At 75.3% G+C, this 15691-nt stretch carries 9 protein-coding genes; 3 read left to right on the top strand and 6 right to left on the bottom strand.

All coding sequences use genetic code 11. The features are described 5' to 3' along the window. Positions 1–115: 115 nt before the first annotated feature. Together PKE99_RS07485 and PKE99_RS07480 are read right to left on the bottom strand one after the other, a co-directional pair. Positions 116–2461, bottom strand: coding sequence for a xanthine dehydrogenase family protein molybdopterin-binding subunit (locus PKE99_RS07485; protein WP_037040755.1), 2346 nt, complete (start codon positions 2459–2461; stop codon positions 116–118). Between the two features lie 194 nt (positions 2462–2655). Further along, entirely contained in the window at positions 2656–5106 is a 2451-nt protein-coding gene (locus PKE99_RS07480) for a phosphotransferase (protein WP_037040753.1), read from the bottom strand. Positions 5107–5370: 264 nt separating this feature from the next. On the opposite strand from PKE99_RS07480, the gene PKE99_RS07475 reads away from it, so the two are divergent. After that, complete coding sequence (locus PKE99_RS07475) at positions 5371–7032, top strand: fumarate hydratase (protein WP_037040752.1); 1662 nt, start codon at positions 5371–5373, stop codon at positions 7030–7032. A 59-nt stretch (positions 7033–7091) separates the two neighbouring features. Here PKE99_RS07475 and PKE99_RS07470 read toward each other — a convergent pair whose 3' ends face one another. Genes PKE99_RS07470 through PKE99_RS07460 form a run of 3 tightly spaced genes read right to left on the bottom strand, consistent with a single transcriptional unit; the run spans position 7092 to position 12052 of the window. After that, positions 7092–9947, bottom strand: a complete 2856-nt coding sequence (locus tag PKE99_RS07470; RefSeq protein ID WP_081923749.1) for a bifunctional acetate--CoA ligase family protein/GNAT family N-acetyltransferase — start codon at positions 9945–9947, stop codon at positions 7092–7094. A gap of 4 nt (positions 9948–9951) precedes the next feature. Next, complete coding sequence (locus PKE99_RS07465; protein ID WP_037040751.1) at positions 9952–11124, bottom strand: acetoin utilization protein AcuC; 1173 nt, start codon at positions 11122–11124, stop codon at positions 9952–9954. A gap of 58 nt (positions 11125–11182) precedes the next feature. Next, a complete protein-coding gene (locus PKE99_RS07460) occupies positions 11183–12052 on the bottom strand; it encodes a sulfurtransferase (protein WP_037041543.1) in 870 nt (289 codons plus the stop codon). Positions 12053–12404: 352 nt separating this feature from the next. On the opposite strand from PKE99_RS07460, the gene PKE99_RS07455 reads away from it, so the two are divergent. Both PKE99_RS07455 and galE read left to right on the top strand, forming a co-directional pair. Continuing rightward, positions 12405–13127: an iron-dependent transcriptional repressor DtxR gene (locus tag PKE99_RS07455; protein ID WP_037040748.1), complete on the top strand. Its 723-nt coding sequence runs from the start codon at positions 12405–12407 to the stop codon at positions 13125–13127. A 231-nt stretch (positions 13128–13358) separates the two neighbouring features. Next, on the top strand, positions 13359–14321 hold the full coding sequence (gene galE, locus PKE99_RS07450; RefSeq protein WP_037040745.1) for a UDP-glucose 4-epimerase GalE: 963 nt from the start codon (positions 13359–13361) through the stop codon (positions 14319–14321). A gap of 44 nt (positions 14322–14365) precedes the next feature. On the opposite strand, the gene PKE99_RS07445 is transcribed toward galE, so the two are convergent. Continuing rightward, complete coding sequence (locus PKE99_RS07445; protein WP_197040448.1) at positions 14366–15544, bottom strand: DUF4192 domain-containing protein; 1179 nt, start codon at positions 15542–15544, stop codon at positions 14366–14368. Positions 15545–15691: the final 147 nt, after the last annotated feature.

Genomic DNA, 15691 nt, shown 5'->3' with positions numbered 1-15691 from the left:
GGGCATGAGTCTGCGCCACGCCGGGCCGGTTTTCAGCCCCGGGGGTGGGTGCCCGGCGCACCCACCCCCGGACGGCCGAACCGTCCTGTCGATCATGCGGCCGTACGGCCGCGTCCTAGATCGCCCCGGACTCGTCCTGCGAGTCCCCGCCCCGCAGCGGCAGCCCGCCGAAGACGTCCGCCGGCTCCCGCCACGGGTCGCCGCCGCCCGTCTGGATCGCCCGCCAGATGCGCTCCGGGGTGCACGGCAGGTCGACGTGCCTGACCCCGTACGGGCGCAGCGCGTCGACGATCGCGTTCTGCACCGCCGGCGTCGAGCCGATCGTCGCGGACTCGCCGATGCCCTTCGCCCCGAGCACGTTGCGCGGTGTGGGCGTCTCGGTCGTGACGGCCTGGAACGAGAAGAGGTCGGCCGCGGTGGGAATGTGGTAGTCCGCCAGCGTCGCGGTGGTCGGGTTGCCCTCCGGGTCGTAGAGGACCTCCTCGTAGAGCGCCTGCGCGATGCCCTGCGCGAGCCCGCCGTGCTGCTGCCCCTCCACGAGCAGCGGGTTGAGCACCCGCCCGCAGTCGTCGACCGCGATGTGCGCCCGCGGCCGGACGCGCCCGGTCAGCGTGTCCACCTCGACCACGGACAGGTGCGCGCCGAAGGGGTAGGTCGCGTCGGACTGCTGCTCGTCGACGCCGGCGAAGATCTCGCCCTCCGCCGCCACCTGCTCCCACGTCACGGTGGCCGACGGCACGCCGGCGACGCCGAACTCCCCGTCGTCCGTCAGCGTGACGTCGTCGGGGTTCGCCTCGAGCAGCGCCGCGGCCCGCTGGGTGGCCTCCTTGAGCACGTCGTCGGCCGCGACCCGGACCGCGGACCCGCCCATCTGCAGCGAGCGCGAGCCGCCGGTGCCGCCGCCGCGCGGCACGCTGGCGGTGTCGGACTGCTCGTAGGTGATCTTCTCCATCGGGATGCCGAGCCGGTCCGAGACGAGCATCGCGAACGACGTCGCGTGGCCCTGCCCGTGCGCCGAGGTCCCCGCCTGCACCGTGGCCGTGCCGTCCGGGTGCACCCGCACCGAGCCGTACTCGCTGCCCCCGCCGCCCGCGGTGATCTCCACGTAGACCGACATGCCGATGCCCAGCTGCACCGGGTCGCCGGACTCGCGGCGGGTGACCTGCTCCTCGCGGAGCTTCTCGTAGTCGGCCAGCCGCAGCGCCTCGCGCAGCGGCAGGTCGTAGTCCCCGACGTCGTAGTTCGCGCCGACCGGCGTGGTCAGCGGGAACGCGGCGGGGTCGAGGAAGTTGCGCCGGCGCAGCTCGGCCGGGTCGAGGTCGAGCTCGGCCGCGGCGATGTCGACCAGTCGCTCGAGGTGCGCCGCCGCCTCCGGCCGGCCCGCCCCGCGGAACGCGCCCATCGGCGTGGTGTTGGTCAGCGCGGCGACGGAGTCGTAGCCCACCTTCGGGATATCGTAGACGCCCGGCGCCATCACGTAGGTCATGTGCAGCGGCAGCGCGCCGCCGAACCCGGCGTAGGCGCCCGCGTCGCCGACGACCCGGCAGCGCAGCCCCGTCATCCGGCCCTCGCGGGTCAGTCCGAGCTCGTAGTAGGCGACCTGGCCGCGGCCGTGCGGCATCGAGACGAGGTTCTCCGAGCGCGTCTCGACCCACGCGACCGGGCGGCCCAGCGCCCGCGCGGCGCCCACGGTCGCCGTGTGCTCGGCGATCATCCCGGCCTTGCCGCCGAACCCGCCGCCGACGTTGGGCGCGATCACCCGCACCTCGTCGGCCTCCAGCCCGAACAGCCCGGCGAGCTGGGCGCGGAAGCCGTGCGGCATCTGGGTGGAGACGTGCACGACGAGCGTGTGGTCGGAGTCCGTCGGGTCGACGAGGATCGCGTTGCCCTCGAGCGGCACGACCGCGATGCGCTGGTTGACCATGCGCGCGCGGACCACGACCTCGGCGCCGTCGAGCACCGCTCCGCCCTCGGCCGAGCGGAGCCCGGCGGCCACGTTGGACCCGGCGTCCGGGAACTGCAGCGGGGCGTCGGCGTCGAGCGCCGCCTCGGGGTCGACGACGGCGGGCAGCGGGTCGTAGTCGACCTCGACCAGCTCGGTGGCGTCGACCGCCGCGGCCTTGGTCTCGGCGACGACGAGCGCCACGGCCTCGCCGACGAACCGGACCCGGTCGGTGGCCAGCGGGGGGCGGGGCATGTCGGGGTTGAGCACCATCAGCCCGTGGTGCGCGGGGAGCTCGAGGTCCGCGGCGGTGTAGACGGCCACGACGCCCTCGGCCGCCGCGGCCGCGGAGGTGTCGATCCCGGTGACGAGCGCGTGCGCCAGCGGGGAGCGGACGAACGCGGCGTGCAGCACGTCCGTGCGGCCGGCGACGACGTTGCCGACGTAGGTGGTGGCTCCGGTGATCAGGTCGGGGTCCTCGATCCGCCGCACGGCGGTTCCGAGAATGGAATGAGGCATGTGACTCACATTACGACGTGCGGGTGGAGAAGCGAGCCGAATGTTTGACGCCGGCGGTTCGGGTCGGGGAAGGTCGTCCGTGCCCCCCTCCTACCCGCACCGCGGCCACCGGTCCTCCGGCGTGCCGTCGGTGTCGCCCGGGGTGGCCGGACCGGACGGGGGCCGGTCCGGCCACCCGACCAACCTCCGGTCGCTCAGGCCGCGTCGAGGGCGGCGCGGGCGCCGCGCAGCGGGGCGCGGACGTTGCGCCGCACCCAGACCGGGTTCGCCGAGGCGCGTGCCGACTTCCGGGCCACCTCGGAGACGTGCTGCAGCCAGCCCAGGACGGTGAGCACCCGGTCGTCGACGGGGTCGCCGCCCAGCCGCCGCTGCGCCGTGCCCATCCGCTCCCCGACCGCGTCGGGCGGCCCCGCCAGCCAGTCGAGCACCAGCGAGCCGAGCTCCCGCCCCGCCCCGTGCATCACGGCGAACTGGTGCAGCGCCACGACGTCGAGCACCTGCAGCCCGGCGGGGCGGGCCTCGCACCAGTCGACGATCCCGGTGACCCGGCCCCCGGCGTCGGCGAGCAGGTTGACCGGGCTGAAGTCGCCGTGCACCCAGCCGACGGACGCGCGGCGGCCGCGGAGGGCGGCGTCGAGCCGGGCGGCGAGGGTGCGGGCGTCGGCGTGCAGTGCGCGGGGGACGAGCGATCGCACGCGGGACAGCGGCTCGTGCACCCACGCGTCGAGGTCCTCGGGCCCGATCGGGCGGACCTCCCCGGTGTGCCGGTGCAGCTCCCCGATCACCTCGGCGGCGTGGTCGACGAAGCCCGGGCCGCGCACGGGGTCGCGCAGCACCGTGAGCCCGCTCTCCCCCGGCACCAGCGACTCGATCACGCAGTAGCTGCGGCCGATCTCGCCGGCGCCGAGCACCCGCGGCAGCAACGGGTGCAGGTGCCCGATCCGCGGGTCGGCGTGCAGCCGGTCGAGCACCTCGGTCTGCCAGGCCAGCCCGCGCCGGCTGCGCGGGGTGTCGCACGCCTTGAGCAGCGCGCCCTGCTGGAGGGCACCCTGCTGCCCCGGCCGGAGCGCGCCGCCGTCCGGGCCGACCCGGACGACCACGGACTCCGAGCCGCCGGTGAGGCGCTCGCCGAGGGTCCAGCCCGCACCGCCGGGGACGCCGAGCAGCAGGCTGTCGGCACCGCCGATGCGGCGCAGCAGGCCGGCCGAGCGCAGCGCGTCGACCCGGTGGGCCAGGAACGGCGGCAGCCACCGCGCCGTCACGAGCATGATCACGAGGGCGACCACGGACTGCCCGACCAGCCACGCCACGCCCGCGCCGACGATGCCGAGCACGGGCAGCAGCAGCCACGAGCCACCGATCACCAGCACGGCGGCCGCGGCCGGCACCGCGAACTGGACGCGGCCGCGGCGGCGGACCCGCGCGGCGCTCACGGTCGCGGAGGTCACCGAGTACGGGACCGCAGCGAGAGCGGTGAGCGCGAGGGCGGCGGTGCCCTCGCGGGCGTAGCCGGCGCCGAACACCGAGAGGATCAGCGGGGCGCCCGCGGCGACCACCAGGGCGCCGGGCAGGACGAGGGTGAGCGAGCGGCGGATCGTCGCGCGGCGGGCGGTCTCGACGGTGTCGGCCGAGGCGGCGTCGGCGGCGGTGTGGGCGACCATCGACTGGTTCATCCCGGACGAGACCACGAACAGCGCCTGGGCGATCTGCCAGACGATGCCGTACGCGCCGTTGGCCTCCGGGCCGAGCCGGCCGAGCACCAGCACGGGCATGCCGAACATCGCCGCCTGCTGGAAGATCGCGCCCGCGTAGTCGGCGCGGACGAAGGCGCCGAGGTCCCGCGCCGTGATCCGCTCGGCGGCGCCGCCGGCGGCCCCGTACTCACGGGTGAACCGCGGCAGCGCGCGGGCGAGCAGCCAGACGTTCACGACCAGGACCAGCAGGGCGGTCGCGACCATCCAGGAGACGGCGATCGCCCCGGTCACGGTGGCGACCAGCGCGGCCAGCAGCAGCCCGACCTTGAGGAGGGCGAAGACGCCGTTCTCCAGCGGGACGACCGTGGCGCGCCGGATCCCGGTCAGCACGTAGTCCTGCACCGTGAACAGCGCCCACACCGGCGTCGCGAGCACGAAGAACACCGTGAGCCGGTCCTGGCCCACCGCCGCCACCAGGTCCGGCGCCCACCACCGTGCGCCGGCGGCGAAGGCCAGCCCGGCCAGCGCGGCGATCCCGCCCGCGGCCAGGTACCCGCCGATCACGAGGCGCCGCGCGGCGTGCCCGGCGACCGGGACGAACCGCAGCAGCGCGTAGGTCATGTTCAGGTGCGCGACGCTGCCCAGCAGCATGACCGCGGAGAGCGCGGCCTGGTTCAGGCCGACGACGTCGGCGGGGAACAGCCGGGCGGCGAGGACCCAGTAGACGAGTCCGACCGCCGAGGTGAGGCCGGAGCCGAGGATGAGGGCGAGGCCGTCGCGGTGGGCGGCACTGCCGATCCGCTTGCCGATCCGGCCGCCGATCCTCTTGCCGATCCCGGTGGGGAGGACCCCCGCGCGCAGCGGACGGCGGAGCCGGGCCCGCGTCCGGGTGGGTCGCGGGGGTTCGGGTTTCGGCGGGTCATCTGGCGCCCGTACGCCCCGGCTCTCCACCGGCGGCACGCTAGCAACACGGCCGTACGACGTCCGGGTGGAGTGAGGATGAACGCCACCCGAACGACGTGCGGCGCTCCGTGCGAGACGGGCGGTGTCGCGGGGTCGCTCGACGGAGGGAGTTTCCGCTCACACGGGGACACTTCGGGCAGGACCGGGTCGGGCATCCCGCGTGTGTCGACGAGCGGTGCGTCCGGCGCGGCAGGGCGAGCATCACGCCCGCTGCGTGCCGGTCGCGGCGGGGTCCGGAGGTAGCGTCCTCCCATGCCCGAGTTCCACCACACCGACGTGCTCCCGCTCGGGGACGACCAGACGGAGTACCGCGAGCTCGACCTTCCCGCCGGGAAGCTCGTCGAGGCGGCCGGCCGGACGTTCCTCGAGATCGATCCCACCACGATCACCGGCCTGGTCCGCGAGGCCGTCAAGGACATCCAGCACCACCTGCGGCCGAGCCACCTCGCCCAGCTCCGCGCGATCATCGACGACCCGGAGGCCTCCGGCAACGACCGGTTCGTCGCCACCGACCTGCTGCGCAACGCCTGCGTCTCCGCGGGCGGCGTGCTGCCGATGTGCCAGGACACCGGCACCGCGATCGTCGTCGGCAAGAAGACCGAGACGGTCCTGACCGGCGGGGACGACGAGGAGGCGATCTCCCGCGGCGTCTTCCAGGCCTACGACGAGCTCAACCTGCGGTACTCGCAGATGGCGCCGCTGTCGTTCTGGGACGAGAAGAACACCGGGACGAACCTGCCGGCGCAGGTGGAGCTGTACTCGAAGCCGGGGCAGAAGCCGTCCTACGAGTTCCTCGTCATGGCCAAGGGCGGCGGCTCGGCCAACAAGACCTTCCTCTACCAGGAGACGAAGGCGCTGCTGAACCCGAAGCGGCTCGCCGCCTTCCTCGACGAGAAGCTGCGCTCGCTGGGCACCGCGGCCTGCCCGCCGTACCACCTCGCGATCGTCGTGGGCGGCATGTCCGCGGAGTACACGCTCAAGGTCGCCAAGCTGGCCTCGGCGCGCTACCTGGACGGGCTGCCCACCTCGGGATCGGAGCTGGGCCACGCGATCCGGGACCCCGAGCTGGAGCAGCAGGTGCTCGAGCTGACCCGCAACTTCGGCATCGGCGCGCAGTTCGGCGGCAAGTACTTCTGCCACGACGTCCGCGTGGTCCGGCTGCCGCGGCACGGTGCCTCGCTGCCGGTCGGCATCGCGGTGTCCTGCTCGGCGGACCGCCAGGCCAAGGCGAAGATCACCGCGAACGGCGTGTACCTCGAGCAGCTCGAGCGGGACCCGGCGAAGTACCTGCCGGACGTGACCGAGGAGCAGCTCGCCGAGTCGGGCGCCGACGAGGTCGTGAAGATCGACCTCACCCGCCCGATGTCCGAGATCCGCGCCACGCTCTCGCAGCTGCCGGTCAAGACCCGCGTCTCGCTCACCGGTCCGCTGGTGGTGGCCCGCGACATCGCGCACGCGAAGATCGCCGAGCGGCTCGAGCGCGGCGAGGAGATGCCGCAGTACATGAAGGACCACCCGGTGTACTACGCCGGACCGGCCAAGACGCCCGAGGGCTACGCGTCGGGCTCCTTCGGGCCGACCACCGCGGGCCGGATGGACAGCTACGTGAAGCAGTTCCAGGAGGCCGGCGGGTCGTTGGTCATGCTGGCCAAGGGCAACCGCTCGAAGCAGGTCACCGACTCCTGCGCCGCCCACGGCGGATTCTACCTGGGCTCGATCGGCGGCCCGGCCGCCCGGCTCGCGCAGGACTGCATCCGCAAGGTCGACGTGCTGGAGTACCCGGAGCTCGGCATGGAGGCGGTCTGGAAGATCGAGGTCGAGGACTTCCCCGCCTTCGTCGTGGTCGACGACAAGGGCAACGACTTCTTCGCCGAGACCAGCACCCCGACCCTGCAGGTCACCTTCCGCACCTGACGACGCGCACGAACGGCACTCTCGTGCCGACCTACCGCACGAGAGTGCCGTTCGTGTCGTCAGCCGAGGCGGCGGGGGCCGTGGTCGTCCCGCGTCGGAGGCGGGCCCAGGACGACCCGGGCGCCGGTGACGAAGGCGCCCTCGGTCGAGGCGAGCACCGGGTCGAGCGCGAGCGAGCGCAGCTCCGGCAAGGCCTCCGCCATCGCCCCGACCCGCAACGCCAGGTCCTCGAGCGCGGCCAGGTCCGCCGGCTCGGAGCCGCGGTACCCGGTGAGCAGCGGAGCGGCCCGCGGTGCCCGGATCAGCTCCGCCGCGTCCTCGGTCGACAGCGGCACCACCCGGAAGGCCCGGTCGTCGAGCAGCTGGGTGGCCATCCCGGAGATGCCGAAGGACAGCAGCGACCCGAACGACGGGTCCTCCGCGACCTCCAGCACGCAGGAGGTGCCCTTGGGCGCCATCCGCTGCACGTAGACCTCGTCCTTGCCGGTCACCCGCTCGAGGTCGGCGAACGCCCGCCGGACCGCGGCGGCGGACCCGAGGTCCAGGCGCACCCCGACCAGGTCGGTCCGGTGCCGCCACCGGTCCCCCACCGCCTTGAGCGCGATCGGGTACCCCAGCTCCTCGGCCGCCGCCTCCGCGGCCTGGGACCCGCGGACGCGGCGGAACACCGTGACGGGGATGCCGAAGCAGCCCAGCAGCTCGACGGCCTCGTCGTCCGTCAGCGTGCGCGTCGCGGCGTCCCCGGCGCCGTCGGCCGTCCGGTCCGGATCGGTGTGCACGCCGAAGCGCTCGATCACCGCCCGCGCGCGGTCGACGTCGATGCCGTCGGGCTCCACGAACTCCCCGACCGGCATCTCCCGCCAGGCCGCGTACCGGGCGACCCGGGACAGCGCCTGCACCGCGCGCTCCGGGCTGGCGTACGACGGCACGGACCCCGGCCCGGGCGTGCCGTCCGGCAGCGGGACGGCGAGCTCGTCCGGCACACCCTCCATGGCCAGGAACACCGCGGCCACCGGCTTGTCCGCGCCGCTGTTCGCGGTCTCGCGCAGCACCCGCGCGTACTCGGCGCCCGGCGTCGCGATCGGCGGCACGAACACCACGACGATCGAGTCCGCCTCGGCCGCGCCGTCGGCCTCCAGCGCCCGGCCCACGGCGGCGGCGAACTCGTCGGGCGAGGCGGCCGCGCCGACGTCGACCGGGTCACCCGCGGTCTCCATGCCCTCGTCCCGCAACGCGTCCGTGACCAGCACGTTCAGCGCAGTCGAGTTGCCGACGACCGCGACCCGGCGGCCCTTCGGCAGCGGCTGGTAGGCCAGCAGCAGCGCGGTGTCGAACAGCTGGGCGATGGTCTCGACGCGGATCACGCCGGACTGCTCGAACAGCGCCCGCACGCTCGCGTCGTCGATCGGGACGGCGCTCTCCCGCAGCCGCTCGGGCGCGGCGTGCCGGCCGCTCTTCACCGCCACCACCGGCTTCGTGCGGGCGAGCCGGCGCGCGAGCCGCCCGAACTTGCGCGGGTTGCCGAAGGTCTCCAGGTACAGCAGCACGACGTCCGTCGCCGGGTCGGTCTGCCAGAACTGCAGCAGGTCGTTGCCGGAGACGTCGGCCCGGTTACCGGCGGAGACGAACGTCGACAGCCCGAGCCCGCGGGACTTGGCCGTCGCGAGGATCGCGGTGCCCAGCGCGCCGGACTGGCTGAAGAAGCCCACCCGGCCGCGCGGCGGCAGGTCCGGGGCCAGGCTGGCGTTGAGGCGCACCTCGTCGGCCAGGTTGGCCACGCCCAGGGCGTTCGGGCCGATCACGCGCATGCCGTGCGCCCGGGCCTCGGCGACGAGCTTGCGCTCGGCGCTCACGCCGTGCCCGCCGGCGTCGGCGAACCCGGAGCTGACCACCACGAGCGCCTTGACGCCCTTCTCCAGGCAGGAGTCCATGACCTCGTCGATCCCCGCGGCGGGGATGGCGACGACGGCGAGGTCGACCGGGTCGGGGATGTCCGTGACCGAGGCGTAGGCCCGCACGCCGCGCACCGAGCGGGCGTCCGGGTTGACCGGGTAGACGGGCCCGGTGAAGTTGGCGCGCAACAGGTTCGACAGGACGGCGTGGCCGATCTTCGACGGGTCCGTGGACGCCCCGATGACCGCCACGGACGTCGGGTTGAGCACGTTCGCGACGCTGCGGGCCTCGGCGGCCTGCTCGCGCGAGTCCCGCACGGCGAGGGAGCGCTCGGTCGGGTCGATGTCGAACTCGAGGTGCAGGACGCCCTCGGCGAAGGCCCGCCGCACCTGGTACCCGGCCTCGCGGAAGACCCGGACCATGGCGTGGTTCTCCACCAGCACCTCGGCCTCGAACCGGTCGAGTCCGTTCTCCCGGGCCGCCGCCGCGAGGTGCTCGAGCAGGATCGAGCCGAGCCCGCGGCCCTGGTGGTCGTCCCGCACCACGAACGCGACCTCGGCGGAGGTCACGGGCGCGTCGGGCCTGTCCGGGTCGCTCAGGCCCTCGTAGCGCCCGACGGCGATGATCTCGTCGCCGAGCAGCGCGATGAAGGCCACCCGCTTGTGGTGGTCGACGGTGACGAACCGCTCGAGGTCGCGCGGGGGGATCCGCGGGTAGGGCCCGAAGTAGCGCAGGTAGCGGGTGCGGTCGGAGAGCAGCTGGTGGAAGGCCAGCAGCGCGTCGGCGTCGGACGGCTGGATCGGGCGCAGGTGCACGATCCGGCCGTCGGAGGCGACGATGTCCGCCTCCCAGTGCCGCGGGTAGGCGGGCCCGGGGGCGGCCTCGCCCAGCGGTACCGGGGCGGTCGCCTCGGGCGCGCCGCCGGCCGGGGGGTCGACGGTCGCGGTGCCGGTACTGCTGCCGGAGCGGGTGCCGGTGTCGGTGGTGGTCTGGTCGGCCCGGTCGGGCGCGCGATCAGGCATGGACTTAGTCCCGGGGGTCGTCGGGGTCGAGGCCGTGCAGGGGGAAGACGGCCCGCCGGGTGTCGACGAGGCCGCCGTCGACCCGGTCCGCCTTGCCGTCGCCCCACGGGGAGTAGGAGGGGTCGGCGTCGTCCGTCATGGCGACCGGCAGCGGCATCCGGGTGAGCGAGGTGGCGTGGGCGGTCCAGTCCGCGGGGATGGACGTCGCCGGGTCGAGGTCGCGGTCGAGGACCGTCGCGAGCAGGTGGGTCCACGCCCGCGGGACCACGCGGAACAGCGCGTACCCGCCGCCGCCGAGCACGAGCCACTTCCCGCCGGCCGTGGTCTCGGCCAGCTCGCGCATGGCCTGGTAGGTGGCGCGCTGCCCGTCGACCGACATCTCGAGGTTGGCCAGGGGGTCCTCCGCGTGCGCGTCGGCGCCGCACTCGCTGACCAGGATCTGCGGGCGGAAGTCCTCGAGCAGCGAGGGGACGATCGCGTGGAAGGCCCGGCGCCAGCCGGCGTCGCCCGTGCCGGGCGGCAGCGGGATGTTGACGGCGTACCCCTCGCCCTTGCCCTTGCCCAGCTCCGCGGACCAGCCGGTGCCCGGCCACAGCGTGAGCGGGTGCTGGTGCAGCGAGATGGTCATGACGCGCGGGTCGTCGTAGAAGGCGGCCTGGACGCCGTCGCCGTGGTGCACGTCGACGTCGACGTAGGCGATCCGCTCGTAGCCCTGCTCCAGCAGCCAGGCGATGGCCACCGAGCAGTCGTTGTAGACGCAGAACCCGGCCGCCCGGCCCGGCATGGCGTGGTGCAGCCCGCCGGCGATGTTGACCGCGCGGTCGGCGCGGCCCTCGGCGATCTCGCGGGCCGCGAGCAGCGAGCCCCCGCAGATCAGCGAGCTGGCCTCGTGCATGCCGAAGAAGATCGGGTTGTCGTCCGTGCCGAGCCCGTGCCCGACGTCGAACGGCATCTCCGGTGCCGACTTCACGGCCGTCAGGTACCCGGGTTCGTGGACGCGCAGCAGGTCCTGCTCGGTGGCGGGCTCCGGCGCGAGCAGCTCGACGCCGTCGAGCACGCCCAACTGGCTGGCCAGCCGCATTGTCAGGTCGAGCCGCACCGGATTGAGGGGATGGTCGTCCGAGAGCTGGTAGGTGAGGAACTCCGGCGTCCAGACCACCGAGGTGCGCGGGCTCATGACGCGGACGGTAGGCGAATCGCGCGCGTGCGGCACGTGCGGAAGGTCCCGGGAGCGCTCACAGCTGCCCTGGGTCGCCCGGCTCCTCGCCGGTCGCGACGGGCCGGCGCCGGTCGGAGCTCCAGTCCGACCAGGATCCGGCGTAGAGCACCGCGGGCCGCTCGGGCGTGCGCATGCCGGCGACCTCGAGCGCCAGCACGACCGACGCCGCTGTGACGCCCGACCCGCAGTACGCGCCCACCGGCCCGTGCCCCACGCCCAGCGCGCGGAACCGCTCGGCCAGCTGCTCGGGCGGGAGCCAGTGCCCGTCCGGTCCGACGTGCCCGGCCGACGGCGCGTTGACCGCCCCGGGGATGTGACCGGCCCGCCGGTCGACCGGCTCCTGCTCCCCGCGGTAGCGCACGGCGGCGCGGGCGTCGAGCAGCACGCCGGAACCCGCGATCACCGCCGCCCCGTCCGCGTCGACGACCGGCATGCCGCCGGGCCGCACGACGATCGTGCCGTTCTGCGGGGCCAGCGCCCCGGTGTCCGCGGGCAGGCCGGCGGCCCGCCACGCCGCCCAGCCGCCGTCGAGCACCGCGACCCGGTCCGCCGGCAGCCCCGCCCACCGCAGCAGCCACCAGGCCCGGGCGGCGACCGAACCGTCGCCGTCGTCGTAGGCGACCACACGGGAGCCGGCGCGCACCCCGCACAGCCGCAGCGCCTTCTCGAGCCGCGCCACCGACGGCAGGGGGTGCCGGCCGCCGATCCCGCCGGCCCGCTGCGGGTCGGCCAGCTCGGAGTCCAGGTCGACGAACCCGGCACCCGGGACGTGCCCGGCCAGGTGGTCGGCGCGGCCGTGCGGCCCGCCCAGCCGCCAGCGGACGTCGAGCACCACCGGCCGGTCGGCGCGGTCGAGCACGGCCGCCAGGCCGGCGGGACTGATCAGCGGGGCGCTCCAGCCCGGTTCCGCAGCGGCACCCGGCGCGGTGCCGGACCGGCCACGGGTCGTCTCGTCGTTCGGCGGGGACACGCGCACCATCCTGCACGGTCTATCCTCGACCTCGAAGCGTCCGCCGCCACCGGGCGTCGCCGATCCGCGCTGCACGCGGCGGCACCCGGGGCGGGTGACGGAGGGCGTCGCGCGGAACCGGGCACGGTGCCCGGGGCCGCGGAACGTCCCCCACCATCTCCCACCACGCAGCAGCGTCCACCCACGACCAGCGCGAGCCCGCCGACAACGCTGCGACGACGCTGCGACCGGCGCCGCTAGACTGGTCAGACGAACGAAGGGGCCGGCCGTGAACGATCTCATCGACACCACCGAGATGTACCTCCGGACCATCTACGAGCTCGAGGAGGAGGGCGTCGTCCCGCTGCGCGCGCGGATCGCCGAACGCCTCGGGCAGAGCGGTCCGACCGTCAGCCAGACGGTCGCGCGCATGGAGCGCGACGGGCTCGTCGTCGTCGCCGGCGACCGGCACCTCGAGCTGACGGACGACGGCCGCTCCCGCGCCGTGGCCGTCATGCGCAAGCACCGCCTCGCCGAGCGCCTGCTGATCGACGTCATCGGCCTCGAGTGGGAGCTCGTGCACGCGGAGGCCTGCCGCTGGGAGCACGTGATGAGCGACGCCGTGGAGCGGAAGCTCGTCGCGCTGCTCGACGACCCGCAGGTCTCGCCGTACGGCAACCCGATCCCGGGGCTGGACGAGCTGCGCGCCCCCGAGGCCGCGGAGGGTGCCTCGCGCGCCTCGGCGCCGCCCACCCTCGAGGTCGGCCTGCAGCGGCTCGACGAGTTCGCCCGCCGCGGCGGCGGCCGGGTCGAGGTGCGCCGCATCGCCGAGCACGTGCAGGTGGACGCGGACCTCATGGGCGAGCTCAAGCTGGCCGGGATCGTCCCGGGCGGCGACGTCGAGGTCGGCGGCATCCCGCGCTTCGGCGACCCGGTGCCCGTCACCTCCGGCGGCGAGACGGCCACGGTCGCGCCGCTGATCGCGCACGCGGTCCTCGTCCGCGCCGTCTGAGGCACCGCCCGAGGCACCGCCCGAGGTACCGCCCGGGTCGCGGTTCCCGCAGCTGCGGGCCGCCCCCGGTGGCGCGCACTCGCACCCGCGCCCGTCCCACCACGAGCCCCGGTCCGGCCGCCGGGGCTCGTGGCGTGTCCGGGGTGTCCGCGACGCCCGGGGTCGCGCGCGGGGAACCGGGCCGGGCGTGAGACCGTTCCGCGGAGGACGGCCGGACCCAGGGAGGACCTCGTGAAGCTGCTCGTCACCGGAGGCGCGGGCTACGTCGGCAGCGTCAACGCGGCCCATCTGGTGGAGGCCGGGCACGAGGTCGTGGTGCTCGACGACCTGTCCACCGGGCACGCCGACGCGGTGCCGGAGGGCGCGCGCTTCGTGGAGGGCGAGCTGTCCGAGGCCGCGGGCCCGCTGCTGGCCGAGGGCTTCGACGGGGTGCTGCACTTCGCCGCCCGCTCGCTGGTCGGTGAGTCGGTGGAGAAGCCGGAGCTGTACTGGGACAACAACGTGGTCCGCACCTTCCGGCTGCTGGAGGCGATGCGCGAGCACGGCACCCCGCGGCTGGTCTTCTCCTCCACCGCCGCGGTGTACGGCGAGCCGGAGCAGGTGCCGATCCCGGAGGACGCGCCGACCCGGCCGACCAACCCCTACGGCGCCAGCAAGCTCGCCATCGACACCATGATCACCTCGTACGCCACGGCGTACGGGCTGGCCGCGGTGAGCCTGCGCTACTTCAACGTGGCCGGTGCGCACGGCCGCTTCGGCGAGCGGCACGCGGTGGAGACGCACCTGATCCCGATCGTGCTGCAGGTGGCCGCGGGCACCCGGGAGTCCGTCGCGATCTACGGCGACGACTGGGACACCCCGGACGGCACCTGCCTGCGGGACTACATCCACGTCGACGACCTCGCCGACGCCCACCTGCTCGCCCTGCAGAAGGCGGAGCCGGGCCGGCACGGCATCTACAACCTCGGCAGCGGCCGCGGCTTCTCGGTGCTCGAGGTGGTCGAGGCCTGCCGGACGGTGACCGGGCACCCGATTCCCGCCCGCGTGGCCCCGCGCCGGGCCGGCGACCCCGCCGTCCTCATCGCCTCCAGCGGGCGCGCGACCACCGAGCTGGGCTGGAACCCCACCCGTACCGCCCTGGAGACCATGGTCGGCGACGCGTGGCGCTTCGCCCAGGACCGCCTGCCCGTCTGACGGCGGATCCGGCGGGTACAGCGGGTTCGGCGGAGGGAGCGGCCTCACCGCGCGCCTTCCAGCCACGCCCGGATCTCCCGCGGGCCCCAGCCGCCGTCGAGCGCTGCCCGCAGGGAGTGGGCGAGGCGGTGCTCCGGGTCCGCGCCGAGCGCGCGGTCGAGGGCCACGTTGGCCAGGGCCCCGTCACCCCGGAGCAGGGCCGACACGGCGAGCAATGCCGCCGGGGTCGCCGCGTCCGCGCCGGGGCTGGTCCGGGCCAGGGCCGCCCACAGCTGCTCGGCCTCCGGCGCGGCGTCCCCGTTGCACGCCGCGAGGGCCTCGTCGCGGAACCACGGCCGGCGCAGCGCCGCGGCCATCGCCCCGGCGAGCCGCCGCTCGACGACCAACCGGCCGGCCGCCGCGTCGGCCAGCGCCTCCCGCAGCAGCCGCCGCGGATCCCCGGCCTCCGCCTCGCCGTCCGCGGCGTCGGCGGATCCCGCGGACAGCCCGGCCGGCCCGTTCGGCTCGGTCGGCCGGATCACCTCCGCCGGCCCGGCCGGCCCACCCGGCTCCGTCGGCCCGGACCATCCGGTCGGCCCGAACGGCTCGGCGGGCCCGGCCGGCTCCACCACCTTCGCCAGCTCCTCCCGCGAGTCCCGCACCACCGCCCCGCGGGCGACCGCCGTGGCGGCGAGGACCGACGCCGCCGGGTCCGGCAGCGTGCCCGCGCAGCCGCAGTCGTGCAGCGGGTAGCAGCGCCACGGCGCACCGGCGGCGATCTCGGCCGCCCACGCCACCGTGTGGACCCCGATCTCCCGCTCGAGCAGGGCGAGGGTGGCCGCGCCGGCGACGTCCGCCCGCGGCGGCCACTCCGGCTCCCCCGGTGCCGGCGGCCGGTCACCCCCGGGCTCGCCCCCGCCCACGACCAGGACGGCGGCGCCCTCCGGATCGTCCCGGCACAGCGCCGCGGCCGCCGACTCGCAGAGCGCGGCCACGAGCTCCGGGTCGTCCGGCGGCGGCAGGTCGACCCGCAGTGTCAGGCCGACACGCCGGCCGTGCGGCCCGCCCGTCGCGATCATGACCAGCGAGTCCCGCGGCCGGAACCCGATCAGCACCGGCACCGCGGCGAGGAGGCCCTCGGTGCCGACGCGCACCGGGGAGTCGGGGTCCCCGGGCAGTGCGGGCAGCCCCGTGGGGGCGGACGGCGGGACCGGGGGCGGCACGGGGAACGGCGCAGGACTCATGCCCAGCAGCGTCATCCGCACAACCGACGGCGGCGAGAGAAGCTGTCGCGGCTGTGGAGAACCGCCGCGCCGGGCACCGGAAACCGCGGCCCCCACCGGACCCTGTGGACCGAGCGGCCCGGCCGCGCCCCGGATCGGTCGTCCTGT

The organism is Pseudonocardia halophobica, assembly GCF_027922425.1.
Lineage (GTDB): Bacteria > Actinomycetota > Actinomycetes > Mycobacteriales > Pseudonocardiaceae > Pseudonocardia > Pseudonocardia halophobica.
Note: the sequence above shows the minus strand (reverse complement) of the source record. Positions and strands in the feature narration are given on the sequence as shown.

What these genes read in the sequence shown, in the direction of transcription:
- PKE99_RS07485 (WP_037040755.1), bottom strand. Translation starts at nt 2,461, where the DNA reads ATGCCTCATTCCATTCTCGGAACCGCCGTGCGGCGGATCGAGGACCCC.
- PKE99_RS07475 (WP_037040752.1), top strand. Translation starts at nt 5,371, where the DNA reads ATGCCCGAGTTCCACCACACCGACGTGCTCCCGCTCGGGGACGACCAG.
- PKE99_RS07470 (WP_081923749.1), bottom strand. Translation starts at nt 9,947, where the DNA reads ATGCCTGATCGCGCGCCCGACCGGGCCGACCAGACCACCACCGACACC.
- PKE99_RS07465 (WP_037040751.1), bottom strand. Translation starts at nt 11,124, where the DNA reads ATGAGCCCGCGCACCTCGGTGGTCTGGACGCCGGAGTTCCTCACCTAC.
- PKE99_RS07445 (WP_197040448.1), bottom strand. Translation starts at nt 15,544, where the DNA reads ATGAGTCCTGCGCCGTTCCCCGTGCCGCCCCCGGTCCCGCCGTCCGCC.